Origin of the sequence: Candidatus Acetatifactor stercoripullorum (assembly GCF_944382095.1) — a bacterium.
Lineage (GTDB): Bacteria > Bacillota > Clostridia > Lachnospirales > Lachnospiraceae > Acetatifactor > Acetatifactor stercoripullorum.
This window is the reverse complement of the sequence record NZ_CALWMU010000001.1, coordinates 41,475-60,869: the sequence shown is the minus strand read 5'-3', so window position 1 is coordinate 60,869 and position 19,395 is coordinate 41,475. Positions and strand designations below refer to the sequence as shown.

Annotated in this window: 14 protein-coding genes; all 14 read right to left on the bottom strand. The window is 49.4% G+C overall.

Annotation, left to right across the window (positions count from 1 at the left end):
• Window positions 1-6: 6 nt before the first annotated feature.
• Complete coding sequence (locus SHK35_RS00315; protein WP_318707995.1) at window positions 7-6,414, bottom strand: Ig-like domain repeat protein; 6,408 nt, start codon at window positions 6,412-6,414, stop codon at window positions 7-9.
• 11 nt (window positions 6,415-6,425) lie between these two features.
• Window positions 6,426-6,842, bottom strand: a complete 417-nt coding sequence (locus SHK35_RS00310; protein WP_318707994.1) for a hypothetical protein — start codon at window positions 6,840-6,842, stop codon at window positions 6,426-6,428.
• 7 nt (window positions 6,843-6,849) lie between these two features.
• Entirely contained in the window at window positions 6,850-8,586 is a 1,737-nt protein-coding gene (locus SHK35_RS00305) for a serine/threonine protein kinase (RefSeq protein ID WP_318707993.1), read from the bottom strand.
• Between the two features lie 4 nt (window positions 8,587-8,590).
• Window positions 8,591-9,376: a PP2C family protein-serine/threonine phosphatase gene (locus tag SHK35_RS00300; protein ID WP_318707991.1), complete on the bottom strand. Its 786-nt coding sequence runs from the start codon at window positions 9,374-9,376 to the stop codon at window positions 8,591-8,593.
• Between the two features lie 24 nt (window positions 9,377-9,400).
• Window positions 9,401-10,822 (bottom strand): DUF6382 domain-containing protein, encoded by a 1,422-nt coding sequence (locus SHK35_RS00295; protein ID WP_318707990.1) that lies wholly within the window; start codon window positions 10,820-10,822, stop codon window positions 9,401-9,403.
• Window positions 10,823-10,842: 20 nt separating this feature from the next.
• The gene (locus SHK35_RS00290; RefSeq protein ID WP_318707988.1) at window positions 10,843-12,126 is read right to left on the bottom strand and encodes a WG repeat-containing protein; all 1,284 of its coding nucleotides are present in this window, start codon (window positions 12,124-12,126) and stop codon (window positions 10,843-10,845) included.
• 22 nt (window positions 12,127-12,148) lie between these two features.
• Window positions 12,149-12,814, bottom strand: a complete 666-nt coding sequence (locus SHK35_RS00285; RefSeq protein WP_318707987.1) for an A24 family peptidase — start codon at window positions 12,812-12,814, stop codon at window positions 12,149-12,151.
• 11 nt (window positions 12,815-12,825) lie between these two features.
• A complete protein-coding gene (locus tag SHK35_RS00280; protein WP_318707986.1) occupies window positions 12,826-14,241 on the bottom strand; it encodes a hypothetical protein in 1,416 nt (471 codons plus the stop codon).
• A gap of 5 nt (window positions 14,242-14,246) precedes the next feature.
• Window positions 14,247-14,981 carry a TadE/TadG family type IV pilus assembly protein gene (locus SHK35_RS00275; protein WP_318707983.1) on the bottom strand — a complete coding sequence of 245 codons (735 nt, stop codon included), beginning with the start codon at window positions 14,979-14,981 and terminating at the stop codon, window positions 14,247-14,249.
• A gap of 80 nt (window positions 14,982-15,061) precedes the next feature.
• Complete coding sequence (locus SHK35_RS00270; RefSeq protein ID WP_318707982.1) at window positions 15,062-15,304, bottom strand: Flp1 family type IVb pilin; 243 nt, start codon at window positions 15,302-15,304, stop codon at window positions 15,062-15,064.
• Between the two features lie 72 nt (window positions 15,305-15,376).
• Window positions 15,377-16,249, bottom strand: a complete 873-nt coding sequence (locus tag SHK35_RS00265) for a type II secretion system F family protein (RefSeq protein WP_318707980.1) — start codon at window positions 16,247-16,249, stop codon at window positions 15,377-15,379.
• A gap of 13 nt (window positions 16,250-16,262) precedes the next feature.
• Entirely contained in the window at window positions 16,263-17,054 is a 792-nt protein-coding gene (locus SHK35_RS00260; RefSeq protein ID WP_318707978.1) for a type II secretion system F family protein, read from the bottom strand.
• A gap of 11 nt (window positions 17,055-17,065) precedes the next feature.
• Window positions 17,066-18,304 (bottom strand): CpaF family protein, encoded by a 1,239-nt coding sequence (locus SHK35_RS00255; protein ID WP_318707977.1) that lies wholly within the window; start codon window positions 18,302-18,304, stop codon window positions 17,066-17,068.
• A gap of 2 nt (window positions 18,305-18,306) precedes the next feature.
• Window positions 18,307-19,371 carry a hypothetical protein gene (locus SHK35_RS00250; RefSeq protein ID WP_318707976.1) on the bottom strand — a complete coding sequence of 355 codons (1,065 nt, stop codon included), beginning with the start codon at window positions 19,369-19,371 and terminating at the stop codon, window positions 18,307-18,309.
• Window positions 19,372-19,395 lie beyond the last annotated feature (24 nt).

Below are 19,395 nucleotides of genomic sequence, written 5' to 3'. Positions count from 1 at the left end.
CCCCTCTCATTCCTTCTGCTTTCTGCGAAACAGCGTGAAATAGCTTGCCGCTACCGCCAAAGCTGCCAGGGCGCCCACACTTCCAAAGAACAAGGGCGTATTCTGGTAATACTGTACAAACAGATTGCTGGTTATCAGAAAGTCCGATGTCTGCGCCTCTGCCACATTCCCTGCTCTGTCAACTGCGCTTACCACAATGCTTTGTCTGCTGTTTAAGCTGCCTATAGTCACGGATACCGTTCCACCGGCTTGTACAATTTCCTCTTTTGTGTAGCTTTGGTATGCTGCGCTTCCGGAATTCAGGTAGATTTTCATGGCGTCCAGCTCCATATTATCCTTTACGTCAATGGTCACCAAACGTTCCTCCGCCATATACTGTCTTTCATCCTCGATCCCGGCAATGGTTACCACAGGAGCGGTTTTATCCACCACAAACTCTATGGTCTTATCCTTGATCCTGTTATCAGAGGCATTCTCTGCCCGGTCCTCGGAGTAGATCACCACATTGTAGACGCCCTCTTCCTCAAAATTATCCCTCTCAAGCTGGTAAACATACTGCTTCCATCCCAGGGCGTCTCCCGTTTCCCGTACCGTGTAGTCTCTTCCTTCCTCCAGTTCCCTCTTTTCTCCGTTTAGCAGAAGATAGATTTCCCTGAATTCCAGCGTGTCCACATTGGTCTCTGTAATTACCAGACCCTTGCTTTCATTGGTATAATACTTCTCTAACAGCGCTCTTGTGTCTCCGTCAAACTGATAGGTGGAGCCAAAGCGATTGACAGAAAACACAATTTCCTGTTCTATGGTGTGTCCCGCCAGGTCTGAGAGGGAAACAGTGAGCGTATACATATCATCGATGCTCTCCTCATGTGCAAAGTCCCCATAGGCGATTCTTCTGCCGTTCGGAATGGAGGTCTCCGTTCTCTGGTAACCAACCGCGCCGTTTTCATAGCCCGTCAGAGTAATCTGTACCGACTCCCCGTCCAGATTGGTGTCGGAATATTCAATCACGGGCATTACCTCCGCCTTATTGGCTGAAAAAGGCTCCACCCCTGATATGGTCAGCTCCGGCTCTGTCAGATCCACCACAAAATTCTGGGTCTCAAACACCGCAGCCTCATTTCCCGCCAGATCCGTATACTGGATATCGAGGGTATACTCTCCATCGGTATCAAAGTAAACAGAGGAAGTGTGCTCATCCCCGTTATCCCGGAAGGCTCCCGGCGAAGGAGCCGAAAGCTCTCTTCCGTCGTCCATGGCCGATACGGAAACAGTTACATCCGACGCCTGAAAATTATGCTCCGTTATCCTTATGGAAGCTGTCCTGGGCTGGCTGTAGTAACGCTCATTTGTGCTGTCGTTGTTGTCATAGGTCACCTCTATCACAGGCGCCGTGCGGTCTATGGTAAAGGACTCTGTGGAATACTCCACTGTATTTCCTGCATAGTCCGTAAACCGAAAGCCGAAGGTATAATCTCCATCCTCCTCAAAGGTCACCGTTGCCGTATGCGTGACCGCGTTGTCGTTTCCTGTGCTGTTGTCATTGGTAAAGCTGCTGATGACCGGCTGGGTTCCCTCTGAATTGGTAATTTCCCACACCACATCCGAGGAAGAAAAATTTCTCTCCGTAATGGTTACTGTGGCCACTCTCACATCCTTGTAATACTTCCCGTTATAGACCGGAATATCGTTGAATGTCACTTCCGCTGTGGGAGCCGTCACATCAATGCCAAAACTTTCGCTGACTGCCGTCCGCAAATAGCCTGTGTTGGAAACCGCCGACATCTCCACACTGATGTCATTTCTGTCATTCTCCTGTCCTACGGGAAAATATCCGGTGTGCGTGAAATTTCTTATAATCTCTGCACCAGAGCCATTTGTAGGGCTTATATCTGGTTCGCGGATAATCCCTGCAGGCTGGCCGTCTCCTCCATCTGCCGTTCCAGCTGTGCCGTTTACATTGTTTTTTACGTTCCACTGATAGCTGCCGTCCATGCTCTGGTTGGCAGCCGCCCCCGGCATTGCGTCGCTTCCCATTGAAAAGCTGCCGCCCCTGGGCGTAATTCTCACATATCTAAGCCCCGCATAGTCCTCTCGGGCATTTACCGTAAAGCTTACCCTGTCAATACCTGCGTTGTAATAATTCACACCGCCCACCTGTCTGCTGGGAGCGGTATTTATGGTAATCCCCCCAAAGGAGCTGCTGTCAGACACACTCTGTCCTTCCATGATGCAGTCCCGGGAAAATTCCCTTCTGCCGCCGCTAAAGTCATATACAGAGGCCTGAAGCGTTCCCGTACAGGCTGTGTCCGATTCCATGGGAATGGTAAATTCAAAGGTATGGCTGAAGCTCTGTGCGGGCGTCGTTTCCCGTATTTCCTTTACCGTTACGGGATTTCCCCCATCGTTGCAGGAAAATGTTCCTTCCAAGCCTTTTACACCAGAAATCTCATCCCGAACCGTTACGGATACCACTACCTTTTTCTTGGAAAACAGATAGCCCATATCTCCGTAGCGGATAAAGTCCAAAAAGCCGCTGTCCTCTGCCCTGTATTCCACATCCGCCTCCGGAGGGGTCGTGTCATATACGGTCTGCCTCACCGGGATTTCCCTGGCTTTGTTTCCTGCCAGGTCTATGTAGGTGACTCCCAGCTCATAATTTCCTTCCTCCTGAATGGGAATGGTCAATTCATAGCTTCCATCCGCTCTGTAATCCGGCTCATACGCCGCCACATTGGCCGCTGCGGCCAATTCCTCCAGGACTGCGTACTGCTTTTCTCCCTGGCTGTCATATTTCCAGCTTTTCAGCCGGATTCCCCACTCTCCGGTCCCTCCTTTCGTTACCCATTCTGTAAGCTCCAAAGCCCGGAAGTTGGTCTCCTGCACGCGGACTGACACCTGGTATGGCGCGTCATAGAAGGCAGTTCCTCCCAGATTCTCCACCGCCGTGTCCGAATAAACCGCCTCCACCACCGGGGCAATGGTATCAATCACAAACACAGGACTTGTATAGCTGCCGGAAAGAGGGTCAAAGGCTCCTTTATAAAAAGCCTCTGCCTGTCCAGGTTCCTTTGTAAGTTCCATCACATTTCCTGCCTTGTCCGTATAGGAAAGCACAAAGCAGTATTCCCCGTCATCCAAATGATCAATGCCTGCCAAAAGGGAAAAATAGAGCACACCCTTTTCCTGAGAAAGAGTCATATCCCGTTCCAGGGCAAAGCTGTCCCTAGGCCCCTGCCTGCGGTACAGCTTTACGGAAATATCCTGAATGTCCAGATTGGCCTCTCCTATCTCTATCCCCACTGTAACCGCACTGTTATAATAAAGCCTGCTGTTTTCGTCAGCTACCCTTTCTATTGTGGCAAGCCTTGCATCTGTCACCTGAAAGGGACTGTTCCAGGTAATGCTGGTAAGAACCGGCTTTGCGTGATCTATCACCAGCCGTTTTTCCATGGTATAGACGCCGTTTTCCAGCTTCCCCGCCGCCATATCATCCGCCGCCTGAAAATCTTCCCCAAGCTTTATAACGTTTCCACCGTTATCCTTATACTTTACTGCAAAATAATAGCTGCCGTCTTCTGTTCCTCCCGCTTCCGAAAAGCCGTCAAAGGAAAAGCTGCACAAAACCTTATCCCCAGTCCCATAGGCCAGACCCAGCTCCGGCTTCCACGAGGACACCGGTTTTGGCTCGCCCGTCCGGTACAGCTCCACCGTAAGATTTTCCTCTGCAAAATAGGAATCCGTAATGGCAAAGCTCACTTCGATGTCGCTTCCCCCGGAATAAGCCGGCACATATCCCTTTTCGTCAATCAGAAGAATCTCTCCTGCCAGAGCCCTGATCTCAAAGCTGTCAAGGGCAGGATTCACACCGTCTACAATCATCTTTTGAGAGAGAAACACACCTTCCTCCACCGTATATTTCTCCGACTCTAAAGGGTTTCCGGAAGGGTCTTTATAGGTCAGGCGAATCTGGTAAATCGTCTCCTTTTCCGATACCATAGGAAGGGTGATTTTTGCAGCATAAACATCTGCCTTTTCATCACTTTTCTCCCACTCGGCATCTAAGTCCTCCCAGACTCCGTCGATACACAATTCTGTTTTCAGGCTGTCGCCCTGTTCAAAAAAGTGTTCCTCTATCTCCAGCACAATCTGCGCCTGAGAGCCATAATAATAACTTCCCTCCCAAAGCTTACCGCTTCCCTGGGGACAGTAATCCACATTTGTAAGCTTCGGGGTCGTGGTATCCAGGACCAGAACCGTGTCATCCTCCTTCTGGGTGTTATCAGCCAGAAAAATCTTGATGCCATCCTCCTGTGACCTCACGTTCCCAGCCTTGTCCTTGATCTGCGTCACCTCAAGAGTATCCTCCAGCTGCTGGTTTTTCCCTATGGTGACGGTTCCCTCCAATATCTCGTACAGGTCGGACAGCTGGTAGCCGTCCGATTCTTCTTTAAAGCTTCCGTCTATCAGAGCCGCCACACCCTTTGTGGGCGTAAGCTGCACTTCCTTTCCGCCCAGCTTCGCCGTAACACAGTCAATGCCGGCGTAATCCTCTTTCCCGATTACGTCTGCTGCGCTGCTTTGATCCTGGACGTACATGGTGATCTTCAGTTCTTCCTTTCCAAACAATTTCAGGAGTGAAAATCCATCCTTCGCCTCATAACGCACATACACAGTTTCTGCGGGACTGCTTTTGTCGATCTTCACCGTCTTTGTCACTGCATCGCCCACATTTCCCGCCTGATCCTGTGCATAAAGCCTGACCTCAAAGCTTCCTTCCCTTGTAATCTTCACAGCAGGCTCAGAAACCGCTAAATCTACAGTACCCTTTTCCGTGGCCGTACTTTCCCCCTGACGGTAGATTTCATAATATAGCTTGTCGAGCCCCGATCCGTTTTCCTCCTCTGTCACCTCTGCCCGCAGGATTACGTCCTCGCTGCTCCATCCAGTCTGGTTCCAGGAGCAGGCCGTCTCAGGCCCCTTTACATCATTTTTTAAGGAAATGACCTGTTGTGCACAACGGCCGGATTTATCGTAGACCTTCAGCTTAATCTCCAGATTCCCGCTTGCCTCAGGCTTCGGCACTGAAATCTTCCAGTCTGCAGTATTTCCCGGGCTTGCAGGTGCAGGCTCCGTCTGCTCCTCTCCGCCGTCCACGCTATAGATCAAATGAGACAGCGCCAGATTGTCTCCTGCCGTCACCTCGATCTGCACATTTCCCTCTGTTTCATAATCCTGCAGACTGCAGATATAACCGTCTTCTCCAAGCGTCTGCTGCGTGCCTCCCACCAGCAGTCTTACAGACTGAATTTTAGGATTTTCGTTATCCTTCATTACAGTAAAGCAGAGCGGCTCTGCATTATTTCCTGCATTGTCTGCTGCGTTCAGCTCATAGCTGTAGATGCCATCCTCCAGGTCTGCGCCGCCCGCCTCATAGCTTGCTGACTGTCTATAGTGGGTATTATCCGGGTTTTCTCCCAAAAAGGTTTCCTCGGTTCCATCCCGTTTTATTTCAAAGGAAGCCAGCCCGCTGGAATAAACAGAAGTATCATCCTCTGCCGTCATCTCCAGCACAAAGGAAGCATCATCTGTCAGAGAAATCACATCTCCAGATTTGACAGACGCCTTTCCGCCATCCTTATCATAGGTGATTTCCAGCTCAGGCGCCTGGGTATCTCCTGGGATTTCTACTTTGTACTCCGTCTCATGTCCAAAATAATCTTCTGCAAAAAAGATATATTCTCTGGCTTCTTTACATTCTGTATGAAGAAGCCCTGCCTCCGGATACTCTTTCTTCTCACCGTCCCCTTCTGCCTGATAAAAAAGCTTCACTTCCCCAACGCCGCTGTCCCTTACATCCGTAAGAGCGATGGTTCGCTTTGTGGGGTTCTGCGCATCCTGGTTTATCAGTATATTAGTCTGCCCAAGCTCCGGTCCAGTTGTGTCAAGGGCAATCAAATAGCTCTCTTCTTTGCCGGAATCATCTGAAAAAACAACCTTTTGGGACTGTTTTGTCAATCCTTCGGTCAAGGGAAGCTCTTCGTTCTCCCCATTCTCAAGGCGGTAATAGGTCATATTTCCACACAACAGCGAGTAATCCCCACTGCTCACATACAAAATATCCTGATTCGCCTCTTCCTTGCCGCGGGGCAGCTGGGACACCTGTGTGTCTCCTGTCATTTTGGCTTCATTTCCGTACGTCTGTACAGACAGTGCGTTGGAGCCGGAGACAGAGTCATCCTCCTGCTTCTCCTCCTGCCCATTGCCGGAGGATACCTGCTGTGAATCGCGATTTCCACTCTGTGCCAGAGCCACCGGCATCACAGGCCACTGGATGCAGCTTACAGCAAGGAAGAATGCCATTGCCGCAGCGATGGAAGCTTTTCGTTTTTTTCCAAGCATCATTGCCTTTATCATTGTCTTTCCCCTTAAACTCTCTCTTGTGTATGAATATCCATGATTTCTTCCAGTATCTGCATGCCCTCTCCTGCGCTGTCAGGCCTAGAGGTTTGCAGATTCTCTGTCACTCCAAAGCCGCTTAGCACCATGGTATGCTCAGAAGCCGGCATGGCAGAGGACATGGTCTCAGATTTTGACGGCATCGTCAGCACAGGCGGTGTTTCAGCAGGGACCGCCGCCATTTCACGGGATTTGCGCGCTTCTTTTATGACACTCCCCTTTTTAAGGGCCTTCATGGCATTTCTTCCGCTTAAAATGCCCACCGCTTCCCATATCCTCCATTTAAACGCCAGAAAAACCGTAACGCCGCCAAAAATAAGCAGAAAAAGCAGGCACACCAGATAAACAGTATGGTAAATCTGCATTAATTGTTCCAATCTTTCCATATGCCCTTTATTCCTCCGATTTTACAGTATCCGCTTCACTGATGCCGCCGGCATTCTGATAAGCAGAAGCAGTATCTATGGTTCTTTTGGCAATGGCGCCCCTTTCCTCCACCTTCGCAAGCAGCGCTTCTGTATTTTCCCTGCTTTCCACCAGCGCCGCCTTGGACAAGAGGCTGTCGATCTCTTCCTCCAGCGCCTCTGCAGAGATGCCGTTTTTCAAAAGCCCCACCGCATTGCTGTCAATTTGATATAAAATTTCGCTGTACAGGGTAAGCAGGGTCACATCGTTTCCCAAATCGCTTCCCTGATTGTCTCCAAGCAGCGTAAGGTCCTCCCACAGCTCTGCGTAGGTGGAGGCGTCTTTTTCCCCGGTAATGTCCACCGTTCCCAGCGTCTCATAGTATCCTCCGATACGACTGTAAATCTCCGCCCTCTTTGTTTTTCTCTCCTCCTCCTGTCCCAGCTCCAGCACATGGTCAAACCACTTCTTCGCCTCTGTTTTGGCGATTTTAATGCTTCCGTCGTAGTAGAAAAAATAGGCATTTCCCATTTCAAAGGAAAACTCGGAATACCCTTTTGGATTTGTCTTAAACACACTTTCGTTTGTGGTGTTTTCAGAGGTCGTTCCATACAGGATACTGCTCATGGCGATATCATCCTCTGTGCTGTAAACACCGTCCGACGTCAAATAGGAGATCAAGGACAGATACGCTCTTTCGTCACTTGGATTCAAATTCACCGCATTGCGGTAGCCTTCCAGCTTTTTTTCCTGATCTGCGGAAGAATACTCCTCTGCCTGAGCCAGATATACGTCATAGCTGGAATTACGGGTTTTACTCTCCATTACAAAGCCGTAGACGGCCCCTGATGCCATGAGCACACACAGCCCTGACATAACGCCCAAAAGTCTTACCCTGTTTTTCAGCATTCTTCGATAGGAATGCTCCAGCTCCTCGTAATGCTCCAGCGCGTAATACACCTCTTCGCAGGATTGGTAGCGGTCCTGGGGATTCAGCATGGTACAGCGCAGAATAATATCCTCAAGTCCGCTGGAAAGATTCGGATTTATCTGCCGGATAGGACGCATTTCCGAGGGTCTTGGCTCTATGCCTGTGACCAGATGATAAAGGGTGGTGCCAAGGCAGTAGATATCCGTTCTCGCATCTGTCTGTCCGTTGCCGCCCCACTGCTCCGGCGCGGCATACCCGGGCGTCCCCAGGCAGACGGTATCCGAGCTTTTGGCCGACTGCTTAAATTCCCTGGCCGCTCCAAAATCAATCAGCGTAATCTCTCCGTTTGTCTTAAGCATGATGTTTCCCGGTTTTAAATCCCGATAGATAATAGGCGGGTCGCATTTGTGAAGGTAGCTTAGCACATCACAGAGCTGTTTTGCCCACTCGATCACCGCCTTCTCCGGACAGGGACCGTTCTCCAGATAGTTGTCCAGAGATTTCCCGTCCACAAAGTCCATGACAATCAGAAAGGAATCCTCCTGATTGATTACATCTACAATGCTTGGCAGATACTTGTGCCGCAGCTTTTTCATCAGATCAATTTCCACCATGAGGCTGTTCTTGAAAATTGTCTGTGTATCCGGGTCCTTGTCCTCCTTTTTCACTTCCTTTACCGCCCAGGTTTTATTGGCGGACTCGTTCATGGCAAGATAGACGTTTCCAGACCCTCCCTCACCGATTTTATTCAAAATTTTATACTTTCCATCTACATAAGAACCGATTTCCAGCATTTAATCATCCCTCCCTGTAAGACCGGGCAGCCAGAACCGTAATGTTATCCTCCTCGCCCCTGTCCATAGCAAGCTGCGTCAGCTCACGGCAGATATCTCCTATCTGTTGTGCCGTTGTAATGCGCCCCGGCTGAAAGCATTGAAAAATCTCTTCTTCCGTAAGGGTATGACGAAAGCCGTCCGAACACAAAAGATATACCGTATCTGTCCCTACAGATCCCATGCGAAACTGGGGTTCTATCACCTCGGACGCACCCACACACTGCAGCAGCACATTCCTGCGGCTGTCTGTTTCCGCTTCCCGGGGCCCAAGTCTCCCCTCCTGCACCTCTCTGGCAACCAGAGTATGATCATCCGTGAGCTGGGAAAAGCCTCCGCCTATCTCATAAATTCTGGAATCTCCTATATGTACAATATAATAATAGTCACCGGCCGAAAGAAAGGCGCTGACAGTGGAACCCATATGAATGCCCCTGGCTCTTCCATAGGCCGCAATTTTACGGTTTTCCCGCTCAAGCAGCTGCTTTAAGCTCACCTCAATGGCTCCGTCCCGGTATTGATAGGGCTTTTCCTGCCAGATTTGCGTAAGCTCCTCCCGAAACCATTCGGAAAAAGCTCTTATGAGCTCAGCGCTTGCCACCTCTCCCTTGTCCAAGCCTCCCATGCCGTCGCAGACCACATACAGGTAAAATGAGGTTTCTCCTATCCTTCCTCTCTCTATCAGCAGCGAATCCTGGTTTTTCTCCTTTACAGCCCCCGGATGCGAGCAGAACGAATGTATAAATTCCATATCTCCTTTGTCCTTTCTCCACGCTTACATCAGATGGAATTCAAATTCCTCATTGGCCAGCTGGAATTTCATTCCGTCCGCAAGGGGTATCTCTTCATTGGGAGCCGCCATTCTGCCGTCTGCAAAGGTATGATTGGTGGAATTGTTGTCCACCAGCACAAAGCCCTGGCCCTTACGCCTGATATCCGCATGGCTTCGGCTGACCGCTCTGTTGTCTGCAACAGAAAAATCCGTGTAGGATGGATCGCTTCCGATTTTCATTACATCCCCATTCAGAAAAACCTTTTGTCCGTTTTTTACCCGAAGCACATAGGGAACAGGCTGTGGGGCCGGTGCATTCTGCCCATTCAGCACTACGGTACCTGCGCTTTTGTTGCCTGCATTCAGGACCACCGTCCCTCCAAAGGAGGCCTTCTGTTTTTCATAGGAGGGCGCCGTATAAGAGGTGCCAATGCCGCCGAAATCCTTTTCCCTATCCGTTTTTTCCTGCACAGCTCCAGGCACAGCCGGAGAAAAAGGCACCGAAGGAGAGGCAGCGCCGATACCAGGAACCGTTCCTGTACTTCTGCCCGGCAAGGAGATACCCCCTGCCTTTTCCGCCTTCTGCTTGGGCGGTGTCTTGGATTTATCGCTCTTTTTCCCGAATAAGGAAAAGCCAATTCCCTTTTTGGGCTGTGCGGAGGATTTTTCTTTTCCACGCTGTACAGGAGCAGATATGGGATTGCTCTGAGCTGCTGCCGACTCTGCTTCCCTTCTTGCTCCTCCAGGCAAAGGAGGCGAGGGAATCGGAGGCGTTGGCTGGGAGAGCTTCTGCTCTGTGGGCTTTTGCTCTGTGGGCGTTGGCACTGGGGGCTTTTGTTCTGCGGGCGTTGGCTCTGGAGCCTCCTTTGTCTCTCCTCTCTCCAGCTGACGCAGCATTGTGAGGAAATCCTCCACACTGAACATAGTATTGGAGTTAAAGTACCCCAGCAGTCTTGCAACGTAATCACAGTTTTCACTTACGTCAAACTGTACTCCTAAGACCAGCTCCTTAAAGAAATGCTCCAGATTCGCCGCTTCCCCATTTTCCCGCTCAATAGGCAGACAGACCATCTGCGCTGCAGCCGTGCTCACGTCTACAAAGATATATTCCTTGTCAAACACCAGAAAAGAAGGCTCTATCATATACTCCCGGGCATTGACCACAGCCGAAGCAATGCTTTTCATCACCCCCAGGAGTCTTTTTTTGTTTACAATTCCATTGAAATACTGTTCCAGGCTGATTCTTGAGGACACATTGTATTTTAAAAATCTGTCGCTGTCCATTTGGCTGTAGGTAAGGGGCAGCACGCCTTCGATCTTGTTATTCCGCATCATTCCCATTGTCAGAGAATCCAGCCTCTGTTCCTCCTCCATCCGGTACACCAGAAGTGTTCCTGTCCCCTGTACTTCAAATTCAAACTGCATATCCCTTTCCTCCACTGCGCTTATTGTTCAATGATCAGCATATACCACAGTCCGTCCTGCTTTACCGGAGCGGTACTGCCGTTTAAATGCTTCACCGCTTCAAACTGCGGTTCTATCACCATGCGGTCTGCGCTGCTGATAAATCCCCATTTTCCATCTACCAAAACTGCTCCCAGCTGTTCTCCAAAGGACATGGCGTCCTCATACTTCGGTTCAATGACCCATCTGTTTTCCGTGTCAACAAATCCCCACAGGCCGTTCTGCTTTACTGCAGCGTAGCCTCCTCTGTTAAAGGGCTTTGCATCCTCAAAAACATTCTCTCCCACAGGCTCGCCTTCGGTATCCACCATCCTGTAACCGTCCTGTCCCTTGACAAATATTCTGCCTGCAAAGCTGCAGAATTTGTCCTCATCCAGCTTGATATCACTGTAATATTCCTCTCCGATCCGGTTCAGACTGCTGTCCACAAGCGTCCATCCCTCCGCCATCCGCACTGCAGCTACGCCATTGTTAAAGTTTGAGCCGTCCAGCAGTTCCCCCAAAACCAGGCGAAACTGTCTGTCCACATAGCCATAGGCGTTTCCATACTGCACCAGAGCCAGGCCGCCCGAAAAGGACCAGGTTTTATCATATGTGTCCGTGGTGTCCAGATATTTTAAGCCCGTGTCATCCATAAAATTCGCACGGCCATCCACCGTCACACCCAGCAAATCTCCAAAATCCGGGGACGCATCCTCCAAATCCGTAAACTTCATTCTTTTACATATAGTGGACAAAAAGAAGGTTTCCGTCTCCGTCACCGCCACGTGGCTGCCATTATAGACGTCGCTTAAGTCCTGATACCCAGAACCTTCCAGGATAAAGCGGAATTTACATTGAAAATACTGCTCTGTCATTTCCTCGTCCCATCCGTGAACAGCAGCACAGTCCTCCAGGTAAGATACACAGACGGAATAATCTCCCGCATCAAAATAATGCTTTATAATTTTTTGATAAATTTCCTTTTCCTGGGGATACTTTTGAACGCAGACATCCAGCGTCTCATAAGCATCCTCCTCTTTTCCAGCCAATTCATAAACCTCTGCAAGCCTGGAATAATTTTCTACCGCAGGCTCCAGCTCAACAATGGCTTTATAATAGTCGATGGCGGAGCCATAGGCCTCCAGGGCTATCTGTTCCTCGGCAAATTCCCTGTAGGCAGCAACCTGGGCGCTGTGATCCTCTGGCAGGGCAGACAGGATTCCTGTGACCCAGCAAAGTATTAACAATCCAACTATAGATACAGGTACTAAAAATTTTGGCATCGCTTTGCTCCTTTGTATTTCCTTACATTCCCATCATCAGCACAACCGTCATTCCTGCACAGGTAAAGGGGCCCAGGGGCATCATGGTCCGCTTATCTCCCTTCTTTAACAGAAGCACTAAAAGCCCGGCCAGAGCAGAAATAAAAATAGTAAAAAACAACAAACCAAAAACCACACTGATTCCCAGCATAAGTCCCAGCACCGCAAAAAGCTTGATGTCCCCCATCCCAATGCTTCCCCTGGAGATCACGGCACTTAAGGCAAATACACCGCCGCCTAAAAGAAGGCCGAAAAAATAATCCTTCAAAGAGATGACCGCCGGATAGGAGGCCGCAATAATCTCCAGCGCCATATACGCCAATGCCCCCAGCAGTCCTTGCAAAATCAGGCTGTTTGGTATGAGTCCCGTATAAAAATCCACAAATGCAACAATCAGAAGCCATTCCAAAACCATCGCCAGCTTCAGCGCATAAATCATCCGATCCTGATAATAAAAGAAGGAAAGAGACATGAGCCCAAGATTCAGCAGCGTTCCCAAAGCCACATAGATTCTCCTTTTGCAGTCTTTGGGAAACTTGCGCAAAACAGCCTCCTTTGACCCGGCCCCCGCTTCCGTCAATGCTTTACACTGTCGTTCCGCCAGCAGTCCGTATACGCATATCACAGCCACCATAATTGCAAACGCCATCTTCATCCCCCTCATTCTTCCGCCGGCTTACTGGCAGTATTGCCACCGGTTTTCACAAGCTCAATCTCAACAGAGGCAATCCCCTCCGGCAGCTCCTGCGAAAGCTCTGCCTTCAGAGCGTCTATCTCTGCCTGTATCAGCAGTGCGTCCTCATCCGATACGTTTTCCGGTATCATGATTGTATAAGAAAAGTGTATATCCTCCTTTGGCAGCTCATACCGGCCGCCGCCCTCCATTACGAAGGATTCCGGAAGCTCCATCTTTTCCAGAATATTTTGCCGTATCTTCATTTTGTCTACGCTGACTGCCCCGTTTTTCATATTGGATTTTACATACGGGTCTACGGTTCTGGCCGCATATAACGTATTATGGTCCTCATCAAAGCCGCTGTAGATAAACTCAGGAGGCTTGGCGCATATATAAGAGCCTGTTTCGCTCTTGCGTTCTTCATTAAACTGTTCGATCAGCACTCTGTTGCGGTTTAGTGCCCCGCTGTCCCATGCGCTTTCCTCAGTCTCTTCTGAAGGTTGTGTACTTTCCTGGGGCTCTTCCGGGGCAGACGCCTGAGGCAGCTCCTGGGAAGTTTTTGCGTCTCCTCCCAGCCATGCCCTGGTGGAAGCGCTCTGAGCCACCGGTATGGTGGCAAAATCCCCCAGCAGAGGAAACACATTGAGACGGTACATTGCCACCAGGTTGATGTCACAATAATTCATTCCCCCAAACAGCTCCGACGCCATAAAACTCATCCCGTCCAAACCGTCCTCGATGCCAAGACTTTCCAGATATGCGTCCGCATCGTCCACGCCTCCATAGGGCAGTGAATCGTCGCTGGCCTCTATGTGTTCCACGATCAGCGCCTCGGCCAAAAGGCCTGCCATCAGGTTTTTTGCACTGTCGTACCCCTCCCCGATTCCAAAGCTTGCCAGGGTCTTTACAAACTGCATGGGATTTCCCGCAATCCCCTGGAGGTCCTCCTTCACCAGCCCAGCATTGGCCTTTAACGCCTCCATCTCCGTCTGTCCGCTGTCCTTAATATCCTGCAGGTTCTTTATGGCGGCAGACACGTCTGAGCTTCCCGAGACAACGCCTTCCAGCTCCTGGCCGCCGTTGCCGATCAGCTCAAAGAGAGTTTCCGTATTGTTCAAGACACTGTCCACATTCTCAGCATAGCCGGTAAGAACTGCTCCTGAGCCTTCAGCGGACCCCTGAATTGCCACATCCATATCGTACATCCCCGTCAGATAATAGAGGTAGCTCATGTGGGAGATATCAATGGCCGCCAGATGCAGGGCGTTGTTTACCTTGGCCTGCACTCTGCATATGTTGATCAGACTGATGATGCTGATCATAAAAAATATGAATATCGTGAGGGAAAGAGTTGCTTCCACCGTGATGGACCCTCTCTCCCTTCTTTTCCTTCCCAGCATTCTCACTATTCCTCTCCTCCGCTCAGGGAACCTACAAAATTACCGATTTTCCGGAAAAATCCCTGTACCTTTTCCAGAAAGGAATCTGCGTTGAAATCCTCCATGATCTCAATCACCATATCTATGTTTCGGATTACCTCCGGCTCAGCAGACACTGTGGTGGTGGCCACGCCCTGCATCACATAGGTATCCTGAAAGCCCAGCATTCTTAAAAATGCCGGGAACTTATATTCTTCTGTTATTGTGACGGTAATGCTTTTGGTCAAAATACCCTCCAGCCCGCTTACGTGCACATTTGTCTCCGTAATCTCCTCCAGATAATCGCCGAAGGGAAACATACGGTTTGTCTGAATGGTGCTTACAGCTTTATCCGTAATTGCACTTTGAATCATTTTTTCCAGGCTTCCGCTTCCCTTTAAGAAACGGTAGGGATCGTTTTCAATTTCCTGCATTCCTCTTGTGCTTCTTTTATAGCCCACATAATCCTGGGCAGGATCAGCGCTTATGTCCGCCAAAACGGTAAATTTAGGGTCTGAATAATACCGCTGGGCAATCAGTATGGAACGATGGGCAGCCGCATCCAGGACTGCCCGTTCATTCAAAAAATACCCTGCGAACAAAAGAAACATCACCACAAAGAGACATAAGGGCAAAACCACTGTGTATTCCACAATAGCCGCCGCCCCTCGGCAGCTTCCAAGCTTATGTAATTGTCTTTTCTCCATGTGTCTCTGCTTCATTTGTATTCCCCGCAAGCTTTCGTTCCATTCTCTCTTTGCATCTCTTTTACACCGTCTGAAATACTGTTTTTCGGCCGTTCCTACGGTCCTGTTGTAATGGGCGTATTGGTCAGACCCTGGGAATTAGTATTGATATCCTTCCACATATTAGTTACCAATGTACCGATCTGATCCTTGAACAGCACCGCCAGCAAAACCACAATCGCAATCAGCACGATAGTCGCAATGATCTCAGAACCGCCTCTCTCCCTACGGAAAAAGTCTCTGATATCCTCCTTGAGATTGTCGCCCATGATTTTTGCAGCAATCATCAATGTACTCATACGCTCTCCCTCCTTTCCACAATTTATATTAAAATGAATTAATATCATTCATTTTCCTGAATAAAAGCGTTTCTAAAAGGAAATTCCGCTGAAAATCGGTATCATGATCATCAGCATAATCCCCAGAAACATAATACAGATGGGAAGCACCAGCTTAGAGGATGCCTGCTCTCCCTTGCGCCTTGCGGCCTGCTTCCTTTCATTCCAGCTGTCGTTGGCAAAGGAACGCAGAAACTCTACCAGCTCCTTGTTTCCCTTGGACAGATTCTGCACCAGAGTGGAGGCAAACTTTGTCACCGCCGGCACACTGCACCTTTTAGCAAAATTGATATAGGCATCAAACTCCGACACCCCGTTCTGCATCTCATACACAGCATTCTGCATCTCCTGATACAAAACGCTGTCCCCGGTGGTGCTGACTCTTCCCCAGGCCTCCTTCAAAATCATTCCGGCGTTTACCAAAAGGGCCAATTTTGACACCACGTCCGGAAATTCCATCATAATGCTCTGCTCCCGCTCTCCCACGATATCCGTGATCAGAGTGTGATAGTAATAGCCCACTCCGGCTCCGGCCAAAACGGCAAGTCCGGCCAGCAGAAGGGAATCAGCCATAAGCCCCACGGCCACACCTACAATTCCTACAAATACGGACACGGAAATTTTCTGCGTCAGATTGATACAATAATAGAACTGTCCGTTATTTTCCCCGTAAAACACTTTACAGTAACCGATATATTTTTTATCCATGCGTCCCGAATAGTTATAGTGAACCATTTCCAGCACCTGAAAGCCGAAAGGATACAGACATTTCATGGGATGCTTTTCATCGGGCAGCACCGCCAAAAGCTCTTTGAATTTTCCATTTCCTTTTCCCCAGATGGCCAGATAGGCGATTCCAGCCGCCGTGATCACCAAAAGAAGCAGAAAATAAACTGGTACAGCCATAAATACCTCCCCTTTATACCTTAATGGACAATATTTTCCGTCCGATCATATAAGCTGCGGCGAACATGATTACCGCAAGCGTGGTTGACATCCATCCTGTGAGGGAATTGAGATTTACAATGTCGCTGGCCATGCTTTTGAGCATCAGCACCAGGATAATGGGCATCACAAGCATCATATTCTGTTCGCTTGTTTTTGACGCAACCATGGTTTTGATTTCCAGCTCGATATCCATTTTGTCGGCGATAATCTGATAAGTATTGCGGATGACCTCCTTGATATTGCCTCCCTTGCGGTAGCAGGTTTCAAACACGTTGGCAAAGCTCAGGATATCCGAAATACCGCTTCTGTCTCCCAGATCAAGCAAAAGGGCCTCTATGGAAAGGTTATTGTGCAGGCCTGCGTTAATAATCCACAGCTCTCTTGCTATGTAGCTGTCCTCCGTATACTGGACCACCATATCCTTATAGGCGGAGGCAAAGGAATCCTGTACATTGGAGCCTGCCCCGATAGAGGTGGACAAGGCCTCCAGCATATCCTTAAACTGCAGCGTCAGGGCCTTTTTTCTCCGCTCTATATAATTTTTATGGTAAATGGGCTGGGCAGCCGCCCCACAGATTATCCCGGCCGCACAGGTCAGAATGACATTTTCGTAAAAAATGTATCCCACAATGCCTCCTGCCAGAAATCCCGCCACAAAGCATAGAATGCGGACTCCTGCAGTCATCTGATAATAATTGTAATCTATGGCGTCTCCCAAAAGCCCTGTCTTTGGGATGTATGCCTCTTTCTCCTTCTTTTTCACCAAAACGCCTCCTATATCTTCCCCTTATAGCCCATCAGCTGAAGCTTGAAATCATTGATCAATGGATTGTCCGTCCGCACCAGGCCTCCCGATACCTTTTCAAGAGTGCTGTTTTCATCCTCCTGAAACACATACAAAGGGTTCAGCACAATCTCTCCTTTTTCATAGCCGACCACTTCTGTGATCTCCATGGTCTTACGGGACTTATCCCTGAGCCTGGACAGATGGATGATAATATCCACAGCAGAAGCAATCTGCTGCCTGATAGCCTCCAGGGGCAGCCCCTCCGCCCCCTGAAGCACCATGGTCTCCAGACGGCTTAACATATCCCTGGTGCTGTTGGCATGTCCGGTGGACAGGGAACCGTCGTGTCCGGTATTCATGGCCTGGAGCATATCCAAGGCCTCTCCGCCGCGGACCTCTCCCACAATGATCCGCTCCGGTCTCATACGAAGTGAGGATTTAATCAGGTCCCGGATGGTCACTGCCCCGCTTCCGGAAGCGTTTGCATTCCGGGTCTCCAGGCTTACCAGGTTGTCCACTCCCACAATCTGCAGCTCGGCAGAGTCCTCTATGGTAATCACACGCTCATCCTTTGGAATATAATTGGACATTGCGTTCAAAAAGGTGGTCTTGCCCGATCCGGTTCCTCCGCAGATAAAGATGTTGAATTTTGCCCGGACCAAAAGCTCCAGCACATCGGCGATCTCCTGTGTGATAGAGCCATATTTGATCAGCTGCTCCACCGTCATGGGCGTCTTGGAAAATTTTCGTATGGTAACTGTGGCGCCCTTCATGGAAATAGGCGGCAGCACCACGTTCACACGGGAACCATCGGGAAGCCGGGTATCTACAATGGGATTGGCCTGATTGACCTCCCGCCCGGCCATGCCTACAATTTTCTGTATCACATCCTCCAGCCTTCTCTCGCTCTCAAACTGCTGGTCCAGCTTCATCAGCCTGCCCGCTTTTTCGATAAAGATGTCCTGGGGGCCGTTGATCATCACCTCTGTAATGCTGTCATCCTCCATGATGCTGTCAAGCAGTCCAAAGCCCCGGATAGAGCTGAACAGCTGCTGTACAATCTTTACTCTTTCCTCTATGGTCACATAGGCTCCGCCCAGCTTCCGCTCCACAATCAGCTCGATTTGATCTTCGAGACCTTCGTCTCCAAGCTCATTCAGATTCAAAGAGTCAAAGATTTCCTTTTTGCATTCCCCGATAAACTGCTGTATGCGCTCCGCTGTCATAATCAGCCTCCTATCTGCTCAAACACACCATTTTCCGCTAAACGCTCCACCAGCTCCCGGTAGCCCGCTCCCTCAATACGGTGAATGCCTCCGATACAGTCAATGGGAAGATTCACCATCTGCTTGCCCGTTTTGGAACTAAAACGGTTGTATAAGAGCCTTGTCCTGGAAAAAATACTTCCTTTCTTTTTTTCCTCCATAAGAGTCAGGACCTCCAGTACACGCTCCAGCTTTATGTTGCCCACCTCGCTGCCGTCTCCCACCAGCACGATCTCAGAGGAGGCATTTTCGATCAGCGCCCGGCACACAGGGGAAAAATCCAAGGGAATATCCAAAACGATATATTGATAGCTGTCAAGATTTTTAAGCGCCGCCAAAAGCTGCTCCACATCCTGCGCGTTCAGCTCCAGCATATCATTGGCGTTTCGGCAAGCGTCAAAAAAATCCACCCCGCATACATCCTTTTTGATCGCGCTTTCTATTTTGATCGAAAGATTGGCCCGCCTGCTTTTTATGGCATACACCACATCGGAAAAGCTCATATTTCCCTCTCCCGAAAAGCACAAAGAGGATTTATGAAACCGGTCCAGATTCAGGTAAATCACCTTTTCTCCCGCCTTGGCTCTGTTTAAGGCAAAAGCAGCCGCTGCCGCAGAGGTTCCCGCACCTCCCTGACCGGAGGTAAACAAAATCAGCCGCCCGCTGCCATCACGGCCGCGTAGCACCATCCGTCCCTCCGTATCGGCAAACAGACTCAGCACATTCTTATAAAATAAATCAATTTTCTGGAATTTACAGACTGCTGGCTTTCCATCCAGCTCTTCAATGTCTTTGTTTGATACCAGATATGCAAAAGAAATATTTTCTGACATCTGACTTATGTCAGCCTTGATCGTCTCTGAAACCAACACTACATGCACAGCATTGGCCTCCATAAAATCCGCTAATTTTGAAAAAGCTGAAAAATAATAAATTTCCAGCTTATCCGCATAGCTTATCTGCAGATTGTTGACTAACCTTTTTACATAGCTTTCATCATCATCTACAATAGCAAGTCTAATTTTCATAGCATCCCCCTACACAATCACTTG

Coding starts and splice junctions, on each gene's coding strand:
- SHK35_RS00315 (WP_318707995.1), bottom strand. CDS start 6,414: ATGATAAAGGCAATGATGCTTGGAAAAAAACGAAAAGCTTCCATCGCT.
- SHK35_RS00310 (WP_318707994.1), bottom strand. CDS start 6,842: ATGGAAAGATTGGAACAATTAATGCAGATTTACCATACTGTTTATCTG.
- SHK35_RS00305 (WP_318707993.1), bottom strand. CDS start 8,586: ATGCTGGAAATCGGTTCTTATGTAGATGGAAAGTATAAAATTTTGAAT.
- SHK35_RS00300 (WP_318707991.1), bottom strand. CDS start 9,376: ATGGAATTTATACATTCGTTCTGCTCGCATCCGGGGGCTGTAAAGGAG.
- SHK35_RS00295 (WP_318707990.1), bottom strand. CDS start 10,822: ATGCAGTTTGAATTTGAAGTACAGGGGACAGGAACACTTCTGGTGTAC.
- SHK35_RS00290 (WP_318707988.1), bottom strand. CDS start 12,126: ATGCCAAAATTTTTAGTACCTGTATCTATAGTTGGATTGTTAATACTT.
- SHK35_RS00285 (WP_318707987.1), bottom strand. CDS start 12,814: ATGGCGTTTGCAATTATGGTGGCTGTGATATGCGTATACGGACTGCTG.
- SHK35_RS00280 (WP_318707986.1), bottom strand. CDS start 14,241: ATGCTGGGAAGGAAAAGAAGGGAGAGAGGGTCCATCACGGTGGAAGCA.
- SHK35_RS00275 (WP_318707983.1), bottom strand. CDS start 14,981: ATGAAGCAGAGACACATGGAGAAAAGACAATTACATAAGCTTGGAAGC.
- SHK35_RS00270 (WP_318707982.1), bottom strand. CDS start 15,304: ATGAGTACATTGATGATTGCTGCAAAAATCATGGGCGACAATCTCAAG.
- SHK35_RS00265 (WP_318707980.1), bottom strand. CDS start 16,249: ATGGCTGTACCAGTTTATTTTCTGCTTCTTTTGGTGATCACGGCGGCT.
- SHK35_RS00255 (WP_318707977.1), bottom strand. CDS start 18,304: ATGACAGCGGAGCGCATACAGCAGTTTATCGGGGAATGCAAAAAGGAA.
- SHK35_RS00250 (WP_318707976.1), bottom strand. CDS start 19,371: ATGAAAATTAGACTTGCTATTGTAGATGATGATGAAAGCTATGTAAAA.